This is a genomic window from Saccharothrix sp. ST-888 (assembly GCF_000955975.1).
In the GTDB taxonomy this organism is placed as follows: Bacteria; Actinomycetota; Actinomycetes; order Streptomycetales; family Streptomycetaceae; genus Kitasatospora.
In genome coordinates this window covers 17827-40088 of record NZ_JYJF01000028.1, presented here as the reverse complement: position 1 = coordinate 40088, position 22262 = coordinate 17827, and the positions used below count along the sequence as shown (strand labels likewise).

18 protein-coding genes are annotated in these 22262 nt (G+C 72.3%); 1 reads left to right on the top strand and 17 read right to left on the bottom strand.

All coding sequences use genetic code 11. The annotated features are described in order from the left end of the window. Positions 1–280: 280 nt before the first annotated feature. The 13 genes from UK12_RS12435 to UK12_RS12375 form a co-directional block, all read right to left on the bottom strand. Positions 281–3400, bottom strand: coding sequence for a helix-turn-helix transcriptional regulator (locus UK12_RS12435; RefSeq protein WP_197084790.1), 3120 nt, complete (start codon positions 3398–3400; stop codon positions 281–283). A 164-nt stretch (positions 3401–3564) separates the two neighbouring features. Further along, positions 3565–3753, bottom strand: a complete 189-nt coding sequence (locus UK12_RS12430; protein ID WP_045302930.1) for a hypothetical protein — start codon at positions 3751–3753, stop codon at positions 3565–3567. 213 nt (positions 3754–3966) lie between these two features. After that, complete coding sequence (gene gatB, locus UK12_RS12425; RefSeq protein WP_045302929.1) at positions 3967–5475, bottom strand: Asp-tRNA(Asn)/Glu-tRNA(Gln) amidotransferase subunit GatB; 1509 nt, start codon at positions 5473–5475, stop codon at positions 3967–3969. 38 nt (positions 5476–5513) lie between these two features. After that, positions 5514–5771 (bottom strand): hypothetical protein, encoded by a 258-nt coding sequence (locus UK12_RS12420; RefSeq protein WP_045302927.1) that lies wholly within the window; start codon positions 5769–5771, stop codon positions 5514–5516. Beyond that, positions 5768–7261 carry an Asp-tRNA(Asn)/Glu-tRNA(Gln) amidotransferase subunit GatA gene (gene gatA / locus UK12_RS12415; RefSeq protein WP_045302925.1) on the bottom strand — a complete coding sequence of 498 codons (1494 nt, stop codon included), beginning with the start codon at positions 7259–7261 and terminating at the stop codon, positions 5768–5770. The genes UK12_RS12420 and gatA overlap by 4 nt, the downstream gene beginning before the upstream one ends. 5 nt (positions 7262–7266) lie before the next feature. Then, positions 7267–7563, bottom strand: coding sequence for an Asp-tRNA(Asn)/Glu-tRNA(Gln) amidotransferase subunit GatC (gene gatC / locus UK12_RS12410; protein WP_045302923.1), 297 nt, complete (start codon positions 7561–7563; stop codon positions 7267–7269). 281 nt (positions 7564–7844) lie between these two features. Further along, positions 7845–9509: a putative bifunctional diguanylate cyclase/phosphodiesterase gene (locus tag UK12_RS12405; protein ID WP_052681826.1), complete on the bottom strand. Its 1665-nt coding sequence runs from the start codon at positions 9507–9509 to the stop codon at positions 7845–7847. A 322-nt stretch (positions 9510–9831) separates the two neighbouring features. Then, the gene (gene ligA, locus UK12_RS12400) at positions 9832–12069 is read right to left on the bottom strand and encodes an NAD-dependent DNA ligase LigA (RefSeq protein WP_045302963.1); all 2238 of its coding nucleotides are present in this window, start codon (positions 12067–12069) and stop codon (positions 9832–9834) included. Between the two features lie 31 nt (positions 12070–12100). Continuing rightward, positions 12101–13111 carry a methionine synthase gene (locus UK12_RS12395; RefSeq protein WP_231591166.1) on the bottom strand — a complete coding sequence of 337 codons (1011 nt, stop codon included), beginning with the start codon at positions 13109–13111 and terminating at the stop codon, positions 12101–12103. 250 nt (positions 13112–13361) lie between these two features. Continuing rightward, complete coding sequence (locus UK12_RS12390) at positions 13362–14051, bottom strand: SDR family oxidoreductase (RefSeq protein WP_045302921.1); 690 nt, start codon at positions 14049–14051, stop codon at positions 13362–13364. A 59-nt stretch (positions 14052–14110) separates the two neighbouring features. Further along, on the bottom strand, positions 14111–14635 hold the full coding sequence (locus tag UK12_RS12385) for a TIGR00730 family Rossman fold protein (protein ID WP_045302919.1): 525 nt from the start codon (positions 14633–14635) through the stop codon (positions 14111–14113). 76 nt (positions 14636–14711) lie between these two features. Next, complete coding sequence (gene mnmA, locus UK12_RS12380) at positions 14712–15803, bottom strand: tRNA 2-thiouridine(34) synthase MnmA (protein WP_197084795.1); 1092 nt, start codon at positions 15801–15803, stop codon at positions 14712–14714. 323 nt (positions 15804–16126) lie between these two features. After that, complete coding sequence (locus tag UK12_RS12375) at positions 16127–17311, bottom strand: cysteine desulfurase family protein (protein WP_045302915.1); 1185 nt, start codon at positions 17309–17311, stop codon at positions 16127–16129. Between the two features lie 133 nt (positions 17312–17444). Between UK12_RS12375 and UK12_RS12370 the strand changes: the two genes are divergently transcribed. Further along, a complete protein-coding gene (locus tag UK12_RS12370) occupies positions 17445–18266 on the top strand; it encodes an IclR family transcriptional regulator (protein WP_045302913.1) in 822 nt (273 codons plus the stop codon). Here UK12_RS12370 and UK12_RS12365 read toward each other — a convergent pair. From UK12_RS12365 to UK12_RS12350, 4 genes are all read right to left on the bottom strand, one after another. Beyond that, positions 18202–18861, bottom strand: a complete 660-nt coding sequence (locus UK12_RS12365; protein WP_045302911.1) for a trimeric intracellular cation channel family protein — start codon at positions 18859–18861, stop codon at positions 18202–18204. The two genes, UK12_RS12370 and UK12_RS12365, sit on opposite strands and share 65 nt — an antisense overlap. 89 nt (positions 18862–18950) lie before the next feature. Beyond that, positions 18951–20075, bottom strand: coding sequence for an ABC transporter ATP-binding protein (locus UK12_RS12360; protein ID WP_045302909.1), 1125 nt, complete (start codon positions 20073–20075; stop codon positions 18951–18953). A 29-nt stretch (positions 20076–20104) separates the two neighbouring features. Further along, complete coding sequence (locus tag UK12_RS12355; RefSeq protein ID WP_045302907.1) at positions 20105–21190, bottom strand: ABC transporter ATP-binding protein; 1086 nt, start codon at positions 21188–21190, stop codon at positions 20105–20107. Further along, the gene (locus UK12_RS12350) at positions 21187–22179 is read right to left on the bottom strand and encodes an ABC transporter permease (protein ID WP_231591165.1); all 993 of its coding nucleotides are present in this window, start codon (positions 22177–22179) and stop codon (positions 21187–21189) included. The genes UK12_RS12355 and UK12_RS12350 overlap by 4 nt, the downstream gene beginning before the upstream one ends. Between the last annotated feature and the right edge of the window lie 83 nt (positions 22180–22262).

The window sequence follows — 22262 nt, the reverse complement described above, 5'->3', positions numbered from 1 at the left end:
CACGCACCCGGGCCTCGGCCGTGCCACCGCGTGAAGTGGTCTGACGCCACGTCACTGCAGCATCCCCGCAGGCTGGTTCCGGTACCCACCGGGGCGTCGGACGGAGCCGTTCCGCTACGCCGTACCGGTGTTCCCACCCGGGACACTACACCACTTCGGTCACTCAATGACACGCACACTCAACTTAGAGTAATGGCCTGTGCGTGGTGATGTGCCCCGTTCTCAGGGGGATCGCCCCGGTTGGCAGCGGCGCACGACCGGGGCGCACGGCCCACCGGGGCTACGCCCCTGCGGGCACCAACTCCTGGTCGGCGAAGAGCCGGAGGCGGTGTGCGAGGGCCGCCGCCTCACCCCGCGAGGCGACCTCCAGCTTGGCCAGGATGTTGGAGACGTGCACGCTGGCGGTCTTGGGCGAGATGTACAGCTCCTGCGCGATCTGCCGGTTGGTGCGGCCCAGCGCGAGCTGCCGCAGCACGTCCCGCTCGCGCGGGGTGAGGCCGAAGGTCTCGGCCGGATCGGGCCGCCGCCCCGCCGGGTCGGATCCGCGTTCGGTCGCACCGGCTGCCCGTTCGACCTGGCGGAGCTCCGGGGCGAGCCCGGCTCGATCCGCCAACCTTGCGATCTCCCACTCCAGTTGGCGGTCACCGCGGGCCACCGCCAGCTCGCACGCCTCGCGCAGCAGCCCGGCCGCCACCGCCCGCTGTCCGGCGGCGGCCGCCGCCTCGCCGCCCCGGTACAGGGCGAGCAGCAGCGGCTCGCTGGGACCGTCCCCGCGCAGCACCTCGATCGCGGCCGCCCAGTGCGCCGGGGTGTCCGTTCCCTGTGCCCGGGCCAACTCCCCCTCCAGGAGTCGCAGCCAGCCGATGTGCAGCGCGATCCCGGGCCGGAGCCGGGCGGCCGTGGCGGCGATCCTGGCGAGCGCCTCGGGCCGGCCCCCTGCCGCTGCGGGCAGGCCCCTGGTGTCGGCCTCGATCGCCGTCCCGTCGACCAGCACCGGCAGCAGCCGGCCCGCACCGCCGTCCAGGAGCTGCCCGGACGCGGCCGCGTACCGCTCGACACTGGCGTCCAGGACGGCCAGCAGCTCGGCCCTGGCCTCCAGCGGGCGGCCGGTCCGAGCGGCGATCCGCATCGCCAGCCGGGCGGTGGGCAGCGCGTGCTGCGAGTCCACGGACCTGGCCGTGGACCTGGCCTTGGCCAGGTACCTGGCGGCGGAGTCCAGTTCGCCCCGGCTCAGGGCCAGCTCGCCGCGCAGCCGGTCCAGGAACTCGTGGTGCCCGACCGAACCGAGCCGGTCGTCCCAGGCGGCCAGCAGTTCGGCGGCCTCGGCGGGACGGCCGAGCAGCATCAGCGCCTCGGCCAGGTTGCCGGTCAGGATCGCCCCGGTGTTGGCCAGCAGACCGGTGCTGCCGGCCGCCTCCAGACCCTGCCTGGCCAGCTGCTCGGCCTCGGCGGGACGGCCGAGCCCGAGCAGCTGGCTGGCCAGGTTGTTCAGGCCCCGGCAGTACACGTCGGCGCCCAGCTTGCGGGACTTCTCGACCGCGTCGGTCAGGAGTGCGACACCCTCGTCCAGGTTGCCGAAGTGTGCGTGCAGGCCGCCCAGCGTCATCCGGGCGTGCTGCTCCACCCCGGCCGCGCCGGCCGCTCTGGCGATCTCCACGGCCTGCTCGGCGAGCCCGATGTCCGCCTCCGTCGGGCGGCCCAGCATCGCGTGCGCGGCGGCCAGCGCGAACACCTCCGCCCGTACGGCCGACGGGCGCAGGTTCTCCACCAGCCGCTGGGCGCGCTCGATCTCCTCGTCGCCGCCGCTGCGGTGCAGCTGGGTGAGCAGTCGTGAGCGGTGCATCCTGAACCAGGCCGCCCGCTCCGGGCTCTGCTCCTCGTCGACCAGCTTCAGGGCCGTCTTGGCCAGGCTCAACCCGCGTTCGCGGTCCCCGGCGCGGTGGGCGGCCACCACGGCCTCGGCGAAGACGTCCACCAGCCGGAGCCGGTCGCACCCGGAGTCGTGGGTGCCCGGGTCGCAGCTGCACGAGGGGTAGGTCTCGGCCCAGTCGTACGGGCGCAGGGTACTCTCCAGCACCTCCTCGGAGACCTCGTCCCAGAGCTCCAGGGCCCGCTCCAGCATGCGCAGTTGCTCGGCGAAGGCGTTGCGGCGGCGGGCCGCCCTGGCGGCGTCCAGCGCGGTCGGCAGGGCCCGCGCCGGATTGTGCGCGTGGTACCAGTAGTTGGCCAGCCTGGCCGGGCGCTTCTCGCAGCCGACCAGGAGCTCGTCGGCCTCCAGCGCGGTGGCGTAGCGGCGGTTGATCCGGTAGCGCTCGCCGGGCAGCAGGTCGTCGGAGACCGCCTCGCGGACCAGGGCGTGCCGGAACCGGTAGCCCTCGCCGTCGGTGTCCGGGCGCAGCACATTGGCGCCGACCGCGGTGCGCAGCGCCTCGATCAGCGTCTCCTCGCCCTCGTCCAGGACGGCGGACAGCAGTGCGTGTTCGACGTAGGAGCCGCCTTCGGCGGCGATTCTGACCACCCGCTGGGTCTCGTCCGGCAGCGCCTCGACCCGGACCAGCAGGATGTCGCGGAGCGAGTCGGTCAGCCCGGCGGGGCTGCCGTCCAGGTACGCGGTGGCGAGCTCCTCGATGAAGAACGGGTTGCCCTCGGAGCGGCGGTGGATCCGGTCGATCAGGTCGCGGTCCAGGGTCTCGGCGCTCTCGCTGCCGAGGATGCCCGCCAGCTGTGCGGCGACCTCGTGCGGCCCGAATCTGGCCAGTTCCAGCCGCTGGATGGTGCGCAGCCGGTCGAGTTCGGCCAGGAAGGGGCGCAGCGGGTGGCGGCGGTGCAGGTCGTCGCTGCGGTAGGTGGCGATGATCAGGACCCGGGAGCGGTGCAGGGTGCGGACCAGATAGGCGAGCAGTTCACGGGTGGAGCGGTCGGACCAGTGCAGGTCCTCGACGGCCAGCACCAGCGTCCGGTCGGCGGTGAGGCGTTCGAACAGCCGGGCGGTGTGCTCGAAGAGCCGGGCCCGGCCGAACTCGTCGTTGGGCTCGGTGCCGGTCTCGCCGAACTCCGGCAGCAGCCGCGCCAGATGGCCCTCCATGCCCTCGGCGGCCCGTTCGAGTTCGGCACCGAGCGCTCGGTGCAGACGGCGCAGCGCGGTGGCCAGCGGCGCGTACGGCAGGCCCTCGGCACCGACCTCCAGGCAGCCGCCGAGCGTGGTGACCACGCTCCCCCCGGCCCCGCCGCAGGCGGCCGCCAGGAACTCCTCCACCAGCCTGGTCTTGCCGACCCCCGCCTCGCCGCCGATCAGGACGGTCTGCGGCTCCCCCGCCTCCGCCCGGCGCAGCGCCGCGTCGAGCACGGTGGTCTCGGTACCGCGGCCGACGAAGACGGGACTGATCGATATCTGCTCCACACCGGGGAGCATGCCACAGGCCCCCGACGCCGGTGCAGCGGTTATCCCAGGGGCCGGACAGCCCGAGGGGGAGGCGCCGTCGGCGTCCTCCCCCTCGTCCCCCCGGCCCGCCGGCGTTCCCGGCTCCGCGCTGCCCGGGTTCGCACCCGGGCCGTGCTCGGCCGTCAGCATTCGCCGAGCTGCGCGGCGCGCGGGCGGGCGACCGGGCGCCGTACGCCGCGGGCCAGCCGGGCCACGGCGCCGGTGCGCTGACGGGCCGTACGGGCGGCTCGGGCCTCCCGGACCAGGCGGTCGTGCTCGGCTTCGCGGTGCAGCTCCGCGACCCGGTTCTGGATGAGCTCGTACTCGAACATCTCGGATCCCCCTCCGATCGGACGATCGTCGGCCCCTTCGGCCGGCCCTCCCTCGTCCTGAGTACAGACTCCTCTCCCAGCGGGGTGCGCCACATCGGGAGCATGCCCGATCCCGCCGGGCCCCCGGACCTTAGAAAGCCCGTGCCCCCTCCCTGGTCGGGAGGGGGCACGGGCTCTGATACCTAAGTAGGCAGCGGTTTGGGCTAAGGATCCTTAGGCCTGAACGCCGAGGCGCTCAAGAATCAGGTCCTTCACCCGGGCCGCGTCGGCCTGGCCGCGGGTGGCCTTCATGACCGCGCCGACCAGGGCGCCGACCGCGGCGACCTTGCCGTCACGGATCTTGGCGGCGATCGCCTCGTTCTCCGCGATGGCCTGGTCCACGGCCGCGCCGAGCGCCGAGTCGTCGGAGACCACGGCCAGGCCGCGCTGCTCCACGACCGCGTCCGGCTCGCCCTCGCCGGCCAGCACGGCCTCGATGACCTGGCGGGCCAGCTTGTCGTTCAGCTTGCCCTCGGCGACCAGGGTGCAGACCCGGGCCACCTGGACCGGGGTGATCGGCTGCTCGGCCAGGTCGGTACCGGTCTCGTTGGCGCGACGGGCCAGCTCGCCCATCCACCACTTGCGGGCCTGGTCGGCGGGGGCGCCGGCCGCGATGGTCAGCTGGATCGGCTCCACCGCACCGGCGTTGAGCACCGACTGCATGTCCTTGTCGGACAGGTCCCACTCGGCCTGCAGCCGCGCCCGGCGCACCCGGGGCAGCTCCGGGAGTCCGGCCCGCAGCTCCTCGACCCACTCCCGCGAGGGGGCGATCGGCACCAGGTCGGGCTCCGGGAAGTACCGGTAGTCCTCGGCGTTGTCCTTGATCCGGCCCGAGGTGGTGGTGCCGTTGTCCTCGTGGAAGTGCCGGGTCTCCTGGACGACGGTGCGGCCGTCGTTCAGCAGCGCGGCGTGCCGCTGGATCTCGAACCGGGCCGCCCGCTCCACGCTGCGCAGCGAGTTGACGTTCTTGGTCTCCGAGCGGGTGCCGAACTTCTCGGTGCCGTTCGGACGCAGCGACAGGTTGACGTCGCAGCGCATCTGGCCCTTGTCCATCCGGGCCTCGGAGACGCCCAGCGCCTTGATCAGCTCGCGCAGCTCGGCGACGTACGCCTTGGCGACCTCGGGGGCACGCGAACCCGCGCCCTCGATCGGCTTGGTGACGATCTCGATCAGCGGGATGCCGGCCCGGTTGTAGTCGAGCAGCGAGTGCGTCGCACCGTGGATGCGGCCGGTCGCGCCACCGACGTGGCTGGACTTGCCGGTGTCCTCCTCCATGTGGGCGCGCTCGATCTCGACCCGGAAGGTCTCCCCGTCCTCCAGCTGGACGTCGAGGTAGCCGTTGAAGGCGATCGGCTCGTCGTACTGGGAGGTCTGGAAGTTCTTCGGCATGTCCGGGTAGAAGTAGTTCTTCCGGGCGAACCGGCACCACTCGGCGATCTCGCAGTTCAGCGCGAGGCCGATCTTGATCGCCGACTCCACGCCGATGGCGTTGACCACCGGCAGCGAGCCGGGCAGGCCGAGGCAGGTCGGGCAGGTCTGGGTGTTCGGCTCGGCCCCGAGCTCGGTCGAACACCCGCAGAACATCTTGGTCTTGGTACCCAGCTCCACATGGACCTCAAGGCCCATCACCGGGTCGTACGAGGCAAGAGCTTCCTCGTACGGGACCAGGTTTTCGACGCTCACAGCGTCCCCTTCACTAAAAGTCTTGGCGGTACGGGCCGTCAGCCCAGGAGGACGTCGTCGTCGCCGAGCTGCTTGAGCTCGCGCAGCAGCAGGGCGGTGCCGGTGACCAGGGCCACGGCGCCGACCACGGCGTTGATCAGCTTGAGCGTGTCCTGCTCCAGGCGGGCCTTCTTGACGTCCTTGACGATCGAGACCGCGCCGAAGGCGCTGGTGCCGATGGACAGCCACAGGCCGGGCTTGCTGTGCTTCCACCCCTTGATCGAGACGGGGGCCTTCGCCTTTGCCACGGTGCTCACAGTGCCGGTGCCTCCTCCAGCAGGGGGTGTCCCCACTTGTCGTTGAGTGCGGCCTCGACGGCGCCGCCCACCCGGTAGAGGCGGTCGTCCGCCATCGCGGGGGCGATGATCTGCAGGCCGACCGGGAGATTGTCCTCCGGGGCCAGGCCGCAGGGCAGCGACATGGCCGCGTTGCCCGCGAGGTTCGAGGGGATGGTGCACAGGTCGGCCAGGTACATCGCCATCGGGTCGTCGGCGCGCTCGCCGATCGGGAAGGCGGTGGTCGGCGTGGTCGGCGAGATCAGGACGTCCACCCCGGCGAAAGCCGCGTCGAAGTCGCGCGAGATCAGGGTGCGGACCTTCTGGGCCGAGCCGTAGTACGCGTCGTAGTAGCCCGAGGAGAGCGCGTAGGTGCCCAGGATGATGCGGCGCTTGACCTCGGGGCCGAAGCCGGCCTCACGGGTCAGCGCGGTGACGTCCTCGGCGCTGCGGGTGCCGTCGTCGCCGACCCGCAGGCCGTAGCGCATGGCGTCGAAGCGGGCCAGGTTGGAGGAGGCCTCGCTCGGCGCGATCAGGTAGTACGCGGGCAGTGCGAGGGTGAAGGACGGGCAGGAGACCTCGACGACCTCGGCACCCAGCTCGCGCAGCAGCTCGACGCTCTCGTTGAACCGCTGCATCACGCCGGCCTGGTAGCCCTCGCCGGCGAACTCCTTCACCACGCCGATCCGCATGCCGCGCACGTCGCGCAGCTTGGCGGCCTCGACCACGGCCGGGACCGGCGCGTTGATCGAGGTGGAGTCCATCGGGTCGTACCCGGCGATCGCCTCGTGCAGCAGGGCCGCGTCGAGGACGGTACGGGCGCACGGGCCGCCCTGGTCCAGCGAGGAGGAGAAGGCGACCAGACCGTAGCGGGAGACCGAACCGTAGGTCGGCTTCACCCCGACGGTGCCGGTGACGGCGCCGGGCTGGCGGATCGAGCCGCCGGTGTCGGTGCCGATGGCCAGCGGGGCCTCGAAGGCGGCCAGCGCGGCGGCCGAGCCGCCGCCGGAGCCGCCGGGGATCCGGGAGAGGTCCCACGGGTTGCCGGTCGCGCCGTACGCCGAGTTCTCGGTGGAGGAGCCCATCGCGAACTCGTCCATGTTGGTCTTGCCGAGGATGACCACACCGGCGTCCTTCAGACGCGAGGTCAGCGTGGCGTCGTACGGCGGGATCCAGCCTTCGAGGATCTTGGAGCCGCAGGTGGTCGGGACGCCCTTGGTGGTGAAGACGTCCTTCAGCGCCAGCGGGACGCCGGCCAGCGGGCCCAGCTCCTCGCCCTTGGCGCGCTTGGCGTCCACCGCGCGGGCGGCGGCCAGGGCACCCTCGGTGTCGACATGCAGGAAGGCGTTGACCTTCTTGTCCACGGCGTCGATACGGTCCAGGTGGGCCTGGGTCACCTCGGCCGCGCTCACCTCGCCCGTGGCGATGGCGGCGGCGGTCTCGGCAGCGGTGTAGCGGATGAGATCGGTCATCTCGGTCAGTCCTCCCCGAGGATCTGCGGCACTCGGAAACGCTGCTCCTCGGCGGCCGGGGCGCCGGAGAGCGCCTGGTCCGGGGTGAGCGACGGCCGCACCTCGTCCGCCCGCATGACGTTGGTCAGCGGAAGCGGGTGGGAGGTCGGCGGGACGTCCTGTCCGGCGACCTCGGAAACGCGGGCGACCGCGCCGATGATCACGTCGAGCTGCTCGGCGAAGTGGTCCAGCTCTTCGGCCTGCAACTCAAGACGCGACAGCCGAGCGAGGTGGGCAACCTCCTCGCGCGTGATGCCAGGCATGCAGCGATCCTCAAGGTGAGTTCTGGAGTGGGCCGGGCAGCGGGCGCCCGACCCGGGCGGGGGCTCTTGGGGCACACCCGTCCTCTTGGTCTAGGCACATCCTATTGGGTACCCGGTAGGCACCGGCTGCGGCGGAACCCGCACGGCGCCCGGCGCTCCCCACGCGGGCCGCCCGTACGACGCCCCGGTGGCACGGGGAGCCGCGCGATCGGACCGCCTCGCGGTGCACGGCCGGTCGCGCGGCCCGCGCGCCGCCGGGCGGTTCGACCCCGCCCGGGGCGTCACTCCGGCTGGACGACGATCGGGACGGCCTGGCCGAGTGCCGGGCGCGGCTTGGGCACCGGCGGTGCGGCCACCAGCTCGACCGGCGCGACGGCCTGGGTGCGGTGCACCATCAGCCAGGCGGTGGCCTGGTCGGCGGGCAGCGCGGCGGACACCAGCCAGCCCTGGACCGCGTCCACGCCCAGGCTGTGCAGCCGCTCCCAGGTCTCGTCGTCCTCGACGCCCTCGGCGACCACGGTCAGGCCGAGCGAGTGCGCCAGCTCGACCGAGCAGCGGACCACCGCCGCGTCGTGGTGGTCCGCGACCATCCGGGAGACGAAGGAGCGGTCGATCTTCAGCTCACCGACCGGCAGGCTGCGCAGCCGCACCAGCGAGGAGTGCCCGGTGCCGAAGTCGTCCAGCGACATGCCGACGCCGTACCGGCGCAGCTCGGCGAGGGTGTCGGCGGCCAGCCGGGAGTCGTCCAGCAGCAGCCGCTCGGTGATCTCCAGTTGGAGCGCGTGCGCGGGGACCTGGTGCCGGTCGAGGTGGTCGGCGACCCGGCCGGCGAAGCCCGGGTTGAGCACGTCGCGCGGTGAGACGTTGACGGCGACCTGGACCTGGAGGCCCTGGGCCCGCCAGGCGGCGAGCTGGCCGACGGCCGCCTCCAGGACGTAGTCGGTCAGCCGGGGCATCAGGCCGCTGGACTCGGCCAGTCCGATGAACTCGTCCGGCGGCACCTTGCCCTGCCCGGGGCGCTCCCAGCGCAGCAGGGCCTCCAGGCCGACCACCCGGCCGTCGAACGCCACCTTCGGCTGGTAGTGCAGCAGCACCTCGCCGGTCTCCAGCGCCCGGCGCAGGTCGCCCAGCAGACCGATCCGGTACGGCGTGTCGATGTCGCGGGCCTCGTCGTACTGCTCGACGCCGCTGCGCCGGTGCTGGGCGTGGCCCATCGCCACGTCGGCCCGGCGCAGCAGGGCCTCGGCGTCCTGGGCGTGCTCGGGGTAGACGCAGACCCCGGCGCTGGCCTCCAGGACCAGCAGCAGGCCGTCCAGCCTGATGGGCGCGGCGAGTTCGGCGATCAGCGCCTTCGCGACCCGTTCCAGGGTCTCGGGCCGGCCGACGCCGGGCAGCAGGACGGCGAACTCGTCGCCGCCGAGCCGGGCCACCACCGGCCGGCCGCCGTTCTGCATGGTCGGCGGCAGGCTGGAGAAGACGTCCTCCGGGTCCTCCCGGCCGGGGTGGTGGGTGCCGGTGCGCAGCGCCCGGTGCAGTCGGCGGGCGATGTGCACCAGTAACCGGTCACCGGCCGTGTGCCCCAATGCGTCGTTGAGCGATCGGAAGCGGTCCAGGTCGAGCAGGATCAGCCCGACGCTGTAGTCCTCCTCGCCGTCGTGCTCGGCGATCGCCTCCTGCGCCGCCAGCAGCAGGGCGTGGCGGTTCGGGAGATCGGTGAGCGGGTCGGTCAGTTGGTCCCGGGCGCGGTCCCGCGCCATCCGCCAGGCGGCGACCAGTACGGCCAGCGGCACCGCGAAGAGCGGCAGCAGCTCGGGCTCGTACCGGTAGACCAGAACGGCCAGCGGTATGAGCGGCGCGGCGCCGGCCAGCAGCACGCCGAGCAGCAGGACCGCACCTGCCACCCCCTGCGGCGGGCGTGTGGGCGCACCGCCGGTCGTACGATCCATATGCCCTGTCCTCCGTCGGGCCCGCCCCGTCAGGCCGCCTTTCGGTGCGGCACCTGCTGGTGCCGGTGGGCGCCAGTGACGGGGCGTCCCCTGCGGAACCGGCCGGTAAGGCCGATGCCGCCAACCCCTGCTGACACTCTGTTGCGCACCAGGGTATTCCGGCGTACGCCGAGAGGGCGGACTTTCGGACATCCCTGAGCGCGCCACCCGTCATGAATGCCGCTCAGTGACAGAATGCCCTCTTTCCCGGACAGGAACCCGGGTGACGCGGCATCAGGACGGTAACGGGGATCGGCCCCCTCCCCGGCGCCCGGCCGGGAGGTCACCGCCCCAGGTGGGCGCGGGCGGCCTCCGGGCCCTGGTCGAGCAGGACGGCGAAGCCGGCGTCGTCCAGCACCGCGAGGCCGAGCTGGACCGCCTTGTCGTACTTGGAACCCGGGTTGTCACCGGCCACCACAAAATCGGTCTTCTTCGAAACCGACCCTGTCACCTTCGCGCCGCGCGAGGTCAGCGCCTCCTTGGCGCCGTCCCGGGTGTGGCCGGCCAGGGTGCCCGTCACCACCACGGTCAGGCCCTCCAGCGGACGCGGCCCCTCGTCCTCGGCCGCCTCCTCGGTGAAGCGCACCCCGGCGGCCCGCCACTTCTCCAGGATCTCCCGGTGCCACTCCTCCTCGTACCACTCCTTGATGGAGCGGGCGATGATCGGGCCCACGCCCTCGGCGGCGGCCAGCTCCTCCTCGGAGGCGGCGAAGATCCGGTCCAGGTCGCGGAACTCGCGGGCCAGCGCCTGGGCGGCGACCGGGCCGACATGGCGGATCGACAGGCCGTTGACGTAGCGCCAGAGCGGCTGCTCCTTGGCCTTGTCGAGGTTCTCCAGGAGCAGCGTGGTGGTCTTCTTCGGATCGCCCTTGAGATTGGCGAAGAAGGTCACCACCTTCTCCTCGCCCGTCTGGTCGTCCAGCTTGGGCATGCCGGACTTCTGGTCGCGCACCTTCACCTTGATCGGGAGCAGCTGCTCCTCGGTCAGGCCGAAGATGTCCCCCTCGTTGCGGACCGGCGGCTGTGCGGGCTCCAGCGGCTGGGTGAGCGCGGTGGCCGCGACATAGCCCAGGCCCTCGATGTCCAGCGACTCGCGGCCGCCGAGGTAGGCGATCCGCTCGCGGATCTGGGCCGGGCAGGACCGGGCGTTGGGGCAGCGCAGGTCGATGTCGCCCTCGGACATCGGGCGCAGCTCGGTGCCGCACTCGTGGCAGTGCGAGGGCATCACGAACTCCTCCTCGGTGCCGTCCCGCAAGTCCTCCACCGGGCCGAGGATCTCGGGGATGACGTCCCCCGCCTTGCGCAGCACCACGGTGTCGCCGAGCAGCACGCCCTTGGCCTTGACCACCTGCTGGTTGTGCAGGGTGGCGTACTGGACCATCGAGCCGGCCACCTTCACCGGCTCGGCCAGCACCGCGAACGGGGTGGCCCGGCCGGTGCGGCCGATGCCGACCTGGATCCGCGCCAGCTTGGCGGTGACCTCCTCCGGCGGGTACTTCCAGGCGATCGCCCAGCGCGGCGACTTGGAGGTGGCACCGAGCCGGCCCTGCAGGGCGATCTCGTCCACCTTGACGACGACCCCGTCGATCTCGTGCTCGACCGAGTGGCGCCGCTCGCCGTACTGCTTGATGAACGCCCGCACCTCGTCGAGCGTGGCGACCACCCGGTTGTGCCGGGCGGTGGGCAGGCCCCAGTCGTGCAGCAGCCGGTAGGCGTGCGACTGGCAGTCGATGTCGAAGCCGGCCCGGGCGCCGATGCCGTGCACCACCATGTGCAGCGGACGGGAGGCGGTGACCAGCGGGTCCTTCTGGCGGAGCGAACCGGCGGCGGCGTTGCGGGGGTTGGCGAAGAGCTTGACCAGCGCCTGCGGGCGCCTGCCCGCCGCCGCCCGCTGCTCGTTCTCCGCGCGGCGGCGCTCGTTCTCGGCGGCGAGCGAGGCGTTCAGCTCCTCGAACGCCTCGGTGGGCAGGTAGACCTCGCCGCGGATCTCCACCAGCTCGGGGACGCTGTCGCCCTTGAGCTGGTGCGGGATCTCCTTGATGGTGCGGACGTTGGCGGTGATGTCCTCGCCGACCCGCCCGGTGCCGCGGGTGGCGGCCTGGACCAGCCGGCCGTGCTCGTAGGTGAGGTTGACCGCCAGGCCGTCCACCTTGAGCTCGCACAGGTAGTGGTACTCCAGGCCGTCCAGCTCGCGGGCGACCCGCTCGGCCCAGGCCGACAGTTCCTCGTCGTCCATCGCGTTGTCCAGGCTGAGCAGCCGCTCACGGTGCTCGACCTTCGCGAAACCCTCGGTGGGCGCGCCGCCGACCTTCTGGGTGGGCGAGTCGGGGGTGACCAGCACCGGGTGCTCGGTCTCGATCGCCTCCAACTCGCGCATCAGCGCGTCGAACTCGGCGTCGCTGACCGTCGGAGCGTCCTGCTCGTAGTACCGGACGCGGTGCTCCTCGACCTCGACCGCGAGCTCGGCGTGCCGCTTGCGCACCTCCGTCGGCACGTCTTCCCAGCCCTCGACAGCAGCCACCACGCCGCCCTCCTACGTCTCAACTACCGTCTCACTCCGGGTTGTCCACCAGGCTCTGCGCCGCCTTCACGCTCAGTGACAGCGCCCGGCGCGCGTACGAGGGGCTCGCCCCCGCCAGCCCGCAGGTCGGTGTCACCAGCACCCGGCGGCCCAGCAACTCCGGAGCGAACCCGAGCCTGCGCCACAACCTCCTGACACCCTGGACACTACCGGCCGGGTCCGACAATCCCTCGTCAGTGGAGGGCACCACACCGGCGAGGATCACCGTGCCCGCCTCCACCGCCTCACCCAGGTCCTCGTCCTCACGCTCCGTCAACAGCGAGAAGTCGAGCGAGACTCCGGCCACCCCGGCCCGGCGCAGCAGCGGGATCGGCACCTGCGGGGCGCAGCTGTGCACCACGACCGGGACGTCCAGGGCGCGGACGAGGTCGCGCAGCTGCTCCTCGGCGACCTGGCGGTCCACCGCGCGCAGCCGCTGGAAGCCGCTGGCGGTCTTCACCGCACCGGCCAGCACCGCGGGCAGCGAGGGCTCGTCCAGCTGCAGGACGAGCTGCGCGCCCGGCACCCGCGTGCGGACCTCGGCCAGGTGGCGGCGCAGGCCCTCGGTGAGCGACCCGGCGATGTCGCGGCAGGCACCCGGGTCGGCGAGCGCCTTCTCGCCGTGCCTCAGCTCCACGGCGGCCGCCAGCGTCCACGGACCGACCGCCTGCAGCTTCAGCGCTCCCTGGTACCCCTGGGTGAACTCCTCCAGGGCGTCCAGGTCCTCGCCGAGCCAGGAGTGCGCCCGCCGGGTGTCCCGCCCCGGCCGGTCGGCGAACCGCCACCCGCTCGGCTCCACCTGCGCGAACAGCTCGACCAGCAGACCGGCGCTGCGGCCGATCATGTCGGCGCCGGGCCCACGGGCCGGCAGCTCCGGCAGATGGGGCAGGTGCTCCAGCGCACCGACGGCGGTCTTGGCGGCCTCACGGGCGTCGGTGCCCGGCATCGACCCGACGCCCGTCGCGGCGCCGGTCAGCTCGGGGAAGGGAAAGTCGCTACTCACGGGGTCGAGCCTAGGCCCTGCCGGAGCCCCTTCGGGCCTCAGCTGCACGGAACCCTTCAGGGCAGTCGGGAACATCCTCAGGGGCACGGGGAACTGCGCGAAACGGAAGACACCCGCCTGCACTCATCCGCCGAAGAGCAACCCCACCCGGGGCTTTCGGGGTGCAGCCGGCCCGCCGGGCCCGAGCGACGGCGGTCACCTTCCGCAGCGCGCAGTTCCCCGTGCCCCTCGCCGGCCCTGCCCCCGGGGCCTAACGGCCCGGGCGGACGGTGAGGTTGGTGATCTCCGCGTCGCGGGGCAGGTCGAGGGCGGTCAGGACGGCGGTCGCCACCGACTCGGGGTCGATCCAGCGGGACGGGTCGTAGTCCTTGCCCTCCTGCTGGTGCACCTGGACCTGCATCGCGGTCGCGGTCCGCCCCGGGTACACCGAGGTGACCCGGACGCCGTGGCCGTGCTCCTCCTGCCGCAGCGAGTCGGCGAGCGCGCGCAGACCGTGCTTGCTGGCCGCGTACGCGCCCCAGGTGGCATGCGCGTCGAGCCCGGCGCCGGAGTTGACGAACACCACGTGGCCCTTGACGAGCCGCAGCGAAGGCAGCAGCAGCCGGGTCAGCTCGGCGGGGGCGACCAGGTTGACGTTCAGCTGCTCCTGCCAGGCCTTGACCGGCAGTTCGCCGATCTCGCCGAGCTGGACCACACCGGCGATGTGCAGCAGCGAGTCCAGTTCGACCGGCAGCTCCTGGTGCCCGAACGCCCAGGACAGCTTGGCCGGTTCGCCCAGGTCGCCGACCAGCGTGCGGGCTCCGGGGAAGCGCTCGCGCAGCTCGGCGGCGCGCCGGGCGTCGCGGGCCAGCAGCCAGAGCCGCTCGCCGCGTTCGGCGAGCCTGGTGGCGACGGACGCGCCGATGCCGGACCCGGCGCCGGTGATCAGATGTGCACCCATGGCAGGGCTCCTTCGAGGTGGTGGGTTCTTCGAGGGGCTGGGCCGGGCCGGCTGTCGGCTCAGGCTTCGAGGTGGGCCAGGGCCTCGGCCGGGTCGGCGGCGAAGGTGATCAGCTCGGCGAGCGGGCGGGGCAGGAAGCCCTCGGCGTCCATCCGCTCCAGCTGGGTGCGCAGGCCCTGGTAGAAGCCCTCGGTGTCGAGCACCACGACCGGCTTGTCGTGCAGGGCGTGCTTCTTCAGCTCCAGCACCTCGGTCACCTCGTCCAGCGTGCCGAGTCCGCCGACCAGCACCACCACGGCGTCCGCCCGCTCCAGCAACTGGGCCTTGCGCTCGGCGAGATCACGCGTCATCACCAGCTCGTCGGCGCCCTCGTACGTCTTGTGCGCGAGCAACTGGACCGAGATCCCGACCAGTCGTCCGCCGGCCTCCTTGACGCCGTCGGCGAGCAGCCCCATCAGCCCGGCGTGCGAGCCGCCCCAGACCAGGGTGTGGCCGTGCTCCCCGAGCAGCCGGGCGAACTCGGCGGCCGGGGCGGTGTAGCGCTCGTCGAGGGAGTACGCGGAACAGAAGACAGTGATGTTCATAGTGCCCACAGGTCTACCACCTCGCGGTCCGCCGAGGCACGGGGGACCTGCCCGCGTCCAGGACGGACCCGCCGGGTCACGCGCCGACCGGGCGCCGCTCGGTGCCGGCGATGGTGGCCGAGCCGACCACCCGGGTGCCGTCGTAGAGCACCACCGCCTGGCCGGGCGCGATCCCCCGGGCCGGGGTGGCGAGGCGCACCCGCAGTTCGCCGTCGGCCAGCGAGGCGGTCACCGGGACCTCCTCGCCGTGGGCGCGCAGCTGCGCGGTGTACTCGCCCTCGCCGACCGGCTCGGCGCCGCACCAGCGCGGCTTGATCGCGGTGAGCGCGAGCACGTCCAGCCCCTCGGCCGGGCCGACCGTGACGGTGTTGTTCACCGGCGAGATGTCCAGGACGTAGCGGGGCTTGCCGTCGGCGGCCGGGCGGCCGATCCGCAGGCCCTTGCGCTGGCCGATGGTGAAGCCGTACGCGCCGTCGTGCTCGCCGAGCTTGGTGCCGTCGGCGTCCAGGATGTCGCCCTTCGCGGTGCCGAGGTGCCGGGCCAGGAAGCCCTGGGTGTCGCCGTCCGCGATGAAGCAGATGTCGTGGCTGTCCGGCTTCTTGGCCACCGCCAGGCCGCGCCGCTCGGCCTCCTCGCGGATCACGTCCTTGGTCGTGTCGCCGAGCGGGAAGAGCGAGTGGGCGAGCTGGTCGGCGTCGAGCACGCCGAGGACGTACGACTGGTCCTTGGCCATGTCCACCGCGCGGTGCAACTCCCGCTCACCGGACGGGAGATCGACGACCCTGGCGTAGTGCCCCGTGCAGACCGCGTCGAAGCCCAGGGCGATCGCCTTGTCCAGCAGCGCGGCGAACTTGATCTTCTCGTTGCAGCGCAGGCAGGGGTTCGGGGTGCGGCCGGCGGCGTACTCGGCGACGAAGTCGTCGATCACGTCCTCACGGAAGCGCTCGGCGAGGTCCCAGACGTAGAACGGAATGCCGATCACGTCGGCCGCCCGGCGGGCGTCCCGGGAGTCCTCGATGGTGCAGCAGCCGCGGGCGCCGGTCCGGAAGGACTGCGGGTTCGAGGAGAGCGCCAGGTGCACCCCGGTCACCTCGTGACCCGCCTCGGCGGCTCGGGCGGCGGCTACGGCGGAGTCCACCCCGCCGGACATCGCCGCCAGCACACGCAGTCGACGGCCGTCGTTGGGACCAGTGGGGGCGCCAGGGAACTCAGTCATGATGCACCCAGCCTACGTGCTCGCCGCAACTCTTCCGGGCCGGTCCTCGCAGCGGCACGGTGCGGCGTTTCGGGGCGGAACAGAGTGCACCGCCCCTGCCGGGAGCAAGGTGCACCGGCCATTACGGGCGACGAAGTGCAGCCGGGCCGTCCGGGTCCACTGACCGCAGGGAGCCTTCCGCTTCGCGCAGTTCCCCGCGCCCCTGGAGGGATTCCCACTCGACCTGGGGCGTTGGGCCGATGTCAGCGCAGTTCCCCGCGTCCCTGGGGGTGCGGTCAGCGGCGGGCGGCGGCTGCGAGTCCTGCGTTGCGGGCGCGGCGGACGGCAGGCTCGATCGCGTCGAGCAGGGCTTTGACGTCGGCGCGGGTGGAGGCGTGGCCGAGCGAGAAGCGCAGTGAGGCCCGGGCCAGCAGCGGGTCCGCGCCCATCGCGAGCAGGACGTGACTGGGCTGCGGCACCCCGGCCGAGCAGGCGGAGCCGGTGGAGCACTCGATGCCCTGGGCGTCCAGCAGCATCAGCAGCGCATCGCCCTCGCAGCCGGGGAAGGAGAAGTGCGCGTTGGCGGCCAGCCGCCCCACCGGGTCCGGGTCTCCGTTGAGCACGGCGTCCGGTACGGCTGCCAGGACCCCGGCGACCAGTTCGTCCCGCAGGCCCGCGACCGACTCCGCGTGCTCGGCCCGCCGTTCGACCGCGATGGCCGCCGCGGCGGCGAACCCGGCGGCAGCGGGGACGTCCAGCGTGCCGGACCGGACGTCGCGCTCCTGGCCGCCACCGTGCAGCAGGGGTACGGGAGTTGCGCTGCGGGACAGCAGCAGGGCGCCGACCCCGTACGGCCCGCCGATCTTGTGTCCGGTGACCGTCAGCGCGTCCAGCCCCGACTCGGCGAAGGAGACCGGGACCTGGCCCAGCGCCTGCACCGCGTCGGCGTGCATCGGAATCCCGAACTCGCGTGCGACGGCGACGAGTTCGGTGATCGGCTGAATGGTGCCGACCTCGTTGTTGGCCCACATCACGGTGATCAGCGCCACCGTGGCGGGGTCGCGTTCCACAGCCTCGCGCAGCGCCTCGGGGTGCACTCGGCCGTACGCGTCGACCGGCAGGTACTCGACCAGGGCGCCCTCGTGCTCGGAGAGCCAGTGCACCGCGTCCAGCACCGCGTGGTGCTCGACCGGGCTGCACAGCACCCGGCGCCGCGCCGGATCGGCGTCCCGGCGCGCCCAGTACAGGCCCTTGACGGCGAGGTTGTCCGATTCGGTACCGCCACCGGTGAGCACGATCTCGCTCGGCCGCGCGCCCAGCGACAGGGCCAGCGACTCCCGGGACTCCTCCACCACCCGCCTGGCCCGGCGGCCGGCGGCGTGCAACGAGGACGCGTTGCCGACGACCCCGAGGTGCGCGCCCATGGCTGCGATCGCCTCGGGCAGCATCGGGGTGGTGGCTGCATGGTCGAGATATGGCATAGCGGGTCCAGTGTAGGGGCATCCCCGCGCCGTGATCCCGACGCCCGCGCACGGGTCACGATTTGGCCATTGCACGCCCTGCAACGCGCCGTTAGCCTCCTGCCCACTGCTGGGGCACGGAGGGGTGGACGGTATGTCGCAGACAGTGGACCGGGCGCTGACGATCCTTGCCTCGCTCGGGGAGGGCCCGGCCTCGCTGGAGCAGGCGGCGGCCCGGATCGGCGTCCACAAGTCGACGGCGCTGCGGCTGCTGCGCACCCTGCAGGAACACGGCCTGGTGCACCGGCAGGCCGACCACCGCTACCGGCTCGGCGGGCGGCTCTTCGCACTGGCCCAGCAGGCCCTGGACGGTATCGACGTCCGCCAGGTCGCGGCCCCGTACCTGGCCTCGCTCAACGAGCGGTACGGGCACACCGTGCAGCTGGCGGTGCTGGAGGAGGGCGAGGTGCTCTACCTGGACAAGGTGGAGAGCCGCTACCCCGAACGCCCGGGCTCCTGGCCCGACCCGGCCGGGCGGATCGGGCGCCGGGTGCCCGCGGTGGCGACGGCGGTCGGCAAGGTGCTGCTGGCGGATCTGCCGGAGGATCAGCTGGCGGGTTTCCTCGCCGAGCAGGACTTCCCCGCCCGCACCCGGCACAGCATCCGCTCCGCCGAGGAGTTCCGCACCGAACTCGCCTCCGTCCGGCGCCAGGGGTGGGCGGTGGACCGGGCCGAGTACCAGGAGGCGGTCAACTGCCTGGCCGCGCCGATCGTCGGCACGGACGGCAGGGCGATCGCGGCCTGTTCCATCTCGGCACCCGTCCGGCTGGCCCCGATCGGCGAACTGAGCCGGTTACTGCCCGAACTGCTCTGCACGGTCGAGGCGATCTCGCTGGCGTACGGCGGCTCGCCTACTCCTCGCTGGTGCGAGAACCGTTGCGGTGCCAGGCCCGCGGTGCGCGCCAGCCGTACTTGAGCGCGAACATCCGCAGGACGAAAGCGGTCAGCGCGGCGGCCGAGGCGGTGAGGGTGCTCAGGCGGCCCATCCCGATCAGGACGGCGACCATCCCGGCGCCGACCAGCGCGGGCACGGCGTAGATCTCCCGGTCCCAGCGCAGCAGCGAGGGCATCTCGCTGGCCAGTACGTCGCGGATCACGCCGCCGCCGGCGGCGGTGAGCATGCCCAGGGCCACCGAGGCGACCGAACCGAGTCCGTAGTCGTGCGCCTTGGCGGTACCGGTGACGCAGAACAGCCCGAGCCCGAGCGCGTCCAGGGTCTGCACGCTGCGGTTGATCCGCTCCACCTCGGGGTGCAGGAAGAACACCACCAGGCCGGCCGCCAGCGGGGTCACGAAGTACCCGAGGTTGGTGAACGCGACCACCGGTGTGGCCCCGATCACCAGGTCGCGCATCACCCCGCCGCCGAGTGCGGTCGCCTCGGCGAGCACACAGATGCCGAAGATGTCCATGTTCTTGCGGACGGCCAGCAGGCCGCCGGACAGGGCGAAGACGAAGATGCCGATCAGGTCCAGCGCCTGCTGGACGTCGGGCGGGAAGAGCTGCGAGGTCACCGTCAATTCTTACCTGCGCCGCGACCCCGGCGTGCCCCGGGCGCCCGGTGCGGCGCCCACGGCCCGCGGGCGGCGCACCGGGTGCCCTGTCAAACCGCCGGGTTCTCGGGGCTCTGCCGGCTCTCGGGGCTCTGCTGGTTCTCCGGGCTCTGCTGGTTCTCCGGGCTCTGCTGGTTCTCAGGGCTCTGCTGGTTCTCAGGAAAATGGCAGGCCACCTGGTGCCCCGCCACCGCCGCCACCAGCGGCGGCTCCTCGCTCGCGCAGACGTCCTGGGCCTTCCAGCAGCGGGTGCGGAAGCGGCAGCCGCTGGGCGGGTTGATCGGCGAGGGGACGTCGCCGGTCAGCAGGATGCGCTCGCGGCGTTCCTTGCGGCGGGGGTCCGGCACCGGGACGGCCGACATCAGGGCCTTGGTGTACGGGTGCATCGGAGCCCGGTACAGCGAGTCGCGGTCGGCGATCTCGACGATCTTGCCCAGGTACATCACCGCGACCCGGTCCGAGACGTGCCGGACCACCGAGAGGTCGTGCGCGATGATCAGGTAGGTCAGGCCCAGCTCCTGCTGGAGGTCGTCCAGCAGGTTGACCACCTGCGCCTGGATCGAGACGTCCAGTGCGGAGACCGGCTCGTCCGCGACGATCATCTTGGGCTTGAGCGCGAGCGCGCGGGCGATGCCGATCCGCTGGCGCTGGCCGCCGGAGAACTCGTGCGGGTAGCGGTTGTAGTGCTCGGGGCTCAGCCCGCAGAGTTCCAGCAGGTCCTGGACGGCCCGCTTGGTCCCGTGCTCGGTCTGCACCTTCTGGAGCCGGAACGGCGCGCCGACGATGGTTCCGACGGTGTGCCGGGGGTTCAGCGAGGAGTACGGGTCCTGGAAGATCATCTGGATGTCGCGGCGCAGCGGCCGCATCGCGCCCACCCCGAGGTGGGTGATGTCCCTGCCCTCGAACTCGACGGTCCCGCCGGTCGGTTCGGCGAGCCTGGTGACCAGCCGGCCCATGGTGGACTTGCCGCAGCCGGACTCGCCGACCACGCCGAGGGTCTCCCCGGCGTTCACGGTGAAGTCGATCCCGTCCACGGCACGCACCGCGCCGCTCTGGCGCCGCAGCAAGCCCTTGGTGATCGGGAAGTGCTTGGTGAGGCCGGTCACCCTGAGCAGCGGCTCGCGATCGGAGGCCGGCGCGGGCTCGGGGACCGTCACCGTCTGACTGTCCGTCATAGCGGTTTCTCCTGAGGGGTGGTGCGGGCTCACAGCCGGGGCGCGATCTCTTCGGCGAAGATCCGGTGCCGCTCGGCGATCGGCAGGTGGCAGGCGGCGTGGTGCTTGGGCGCGGCCTCGGTCAGCACCGGCACCTCGGTCGTGGACCGGTCACCGGTCAGCTCCGCGTACGGGCAGCGCGGATGGAAGGCGCAGCCGGACGGCACGTTGATCAGGCTGGGCGGGGTGCCCTTGACCGGGACCAGCCGGTCCTGGAGCTCCCGGTCGAGCCGGGGCATCGAGCCGAGCAGGCCCCAGGTGTAGGGGTGCTCGGGCGCCTCGAAGAGGGTCGCGGCAGGTCCCCGCTCGACCGACTTGCCGCCGTACATCACCAGGATGTCGTCGGCCAGCTCGGCGACCACGCCGAGGTCGTGGGTGATGATGATGACGGCGGAGCCGAACTCCCGTTGCAGGTCCCGGATCAGGTCGAGGATCTGCGCCTGCACGGTGACGTCCAGGGCGGTGGTCGGCTCGTCGGCGATCAGCAGCGAGGGGTCGTTGACCAGCGCCATGGCGATCATCGCGCGCTGGCGCATCCCGCCGGAGAACTCGTGCGGGTAGGCGTCAACCCGCTTGTCCGGCTGGGGGATTCCCACCCGGTCGAGCATCTCGACGGCGCGCTTGCGGGCGTCCTTCTTGCCGACGCCCGGGTGGTGCGCCCGGTAGCCCTCGATGATCTGGGCACCGACCGTGTAGTACGGGTGCATCGCGGTCAGCGGGTCCTGGAAGACCATGGCCATCTTCTGGCCGCGCAGCCGCCGGACCCGGTCGGGGTCGGCGCCTACCAACTCCTCACCGTCCAGCCAGACTTCGCCGCTGATCCGGGGGGCACCGCGCTTGGTGCCGGTGCGGTGCAGACCCATGATCGACAGCGAGGTGACGGACTTCCCGGAGCCGGACTCGCCCACGATGCCGAGCGTCCTGCCCTTCTCCAGGTCGAAGGTCAGGCCGTCGACGGACCTCACCAGGCCGTCGTCGGTGGGGAAGTGCACCCGCAGGTCACGGACGGAGAGGAAGGGCTTGTCCCCGGAGGCCCGTTCGGAGGCAGGGGTGGGGGCCTTCTCGGTCTTGCTCATGCCAGCCTCACCCGAGGATCGACAACGGCGTACAGAACGTCAACCAGCAGGTTGGCAATGATGATGAAGAAGCCGGCGAAGAGCGTCACACCCATGATCACCGGCAGGTCGCTGGAGCTGATCGCCGCGACCGCCTCGTAGCCCAGACCACGGAAGTTGAAGGTGGACTCGGTGAGCACCGCGCCGCCGATCAGGGCGCCGAGGTCCATACCGAAGACGGTGAGGATCGGGGTGAGGGTGGAGCGCAGGGCGTGCTTGCCGATCACCCTCCGCTCGTTGAGGCCCTTGGCCCGGGCGGTACGGATGTAGTCCTCGCCGAGCACCTCCAGCAGGGTGGCCCTGGTGAGCCGGGCGTAGGTCGCCGCGTACAGGAAGGCGAGGGTGATCCAGGGCAGGACCAGGTTCTGGAACCAGGCGACCGGGTCGTCGGTGAGATTGACGTAGTCGTGCGGGAACCAGCCGAGCTGGTAGACGAAGATCGCGCTGGCCAGCATGCCGGTGAAGTAGATCGGCAGCGAGACACCGGCGAGCGCGGTGGTCATGGTGATCCGGTCCAGCAGGGTGCGGCGGCGCAGGGCGGAAACCACACCGGTGGCGGTGCCGAAGAGCAGCCAGATCACGGAGGCACCGGCGGCGAGCGAGGCGGTGACGCCCAGCCGGTCGAGCAGCACCGGCCAGACCTCCCGCTCGGTCTTGAAGGAGTACCCGAAGCACGGCGCCGAGCAGTGGGTGACATCCACCCCGGTGCTGTAGTCGCGCCCGACCACCAGGCCCTTCACGAACAGGACGTACTGCTCGGTGATCGACTTGTCGAGGCCCATCTTGTGGCGGATACCCTCGACCGCCGCCTTGTCGGCGATCTTGCCGACGTAGAGCAGCGCGGGGTCGCTGCCGGTGAGCTTGGGCACCATGAAGAAGATGCCGAAGGTGACCGCAGAGACCACCAGCAGCATGACGACGACGTTGATCAGCCGTCGGATGAGATACACGAGCACTGCGGTCGGCGCCGCCCGGGGCCGGCCGGCGGACCCCGGTAGGGGTGCCGGCCGGCCCGGACGGAGCCTTCACCTGC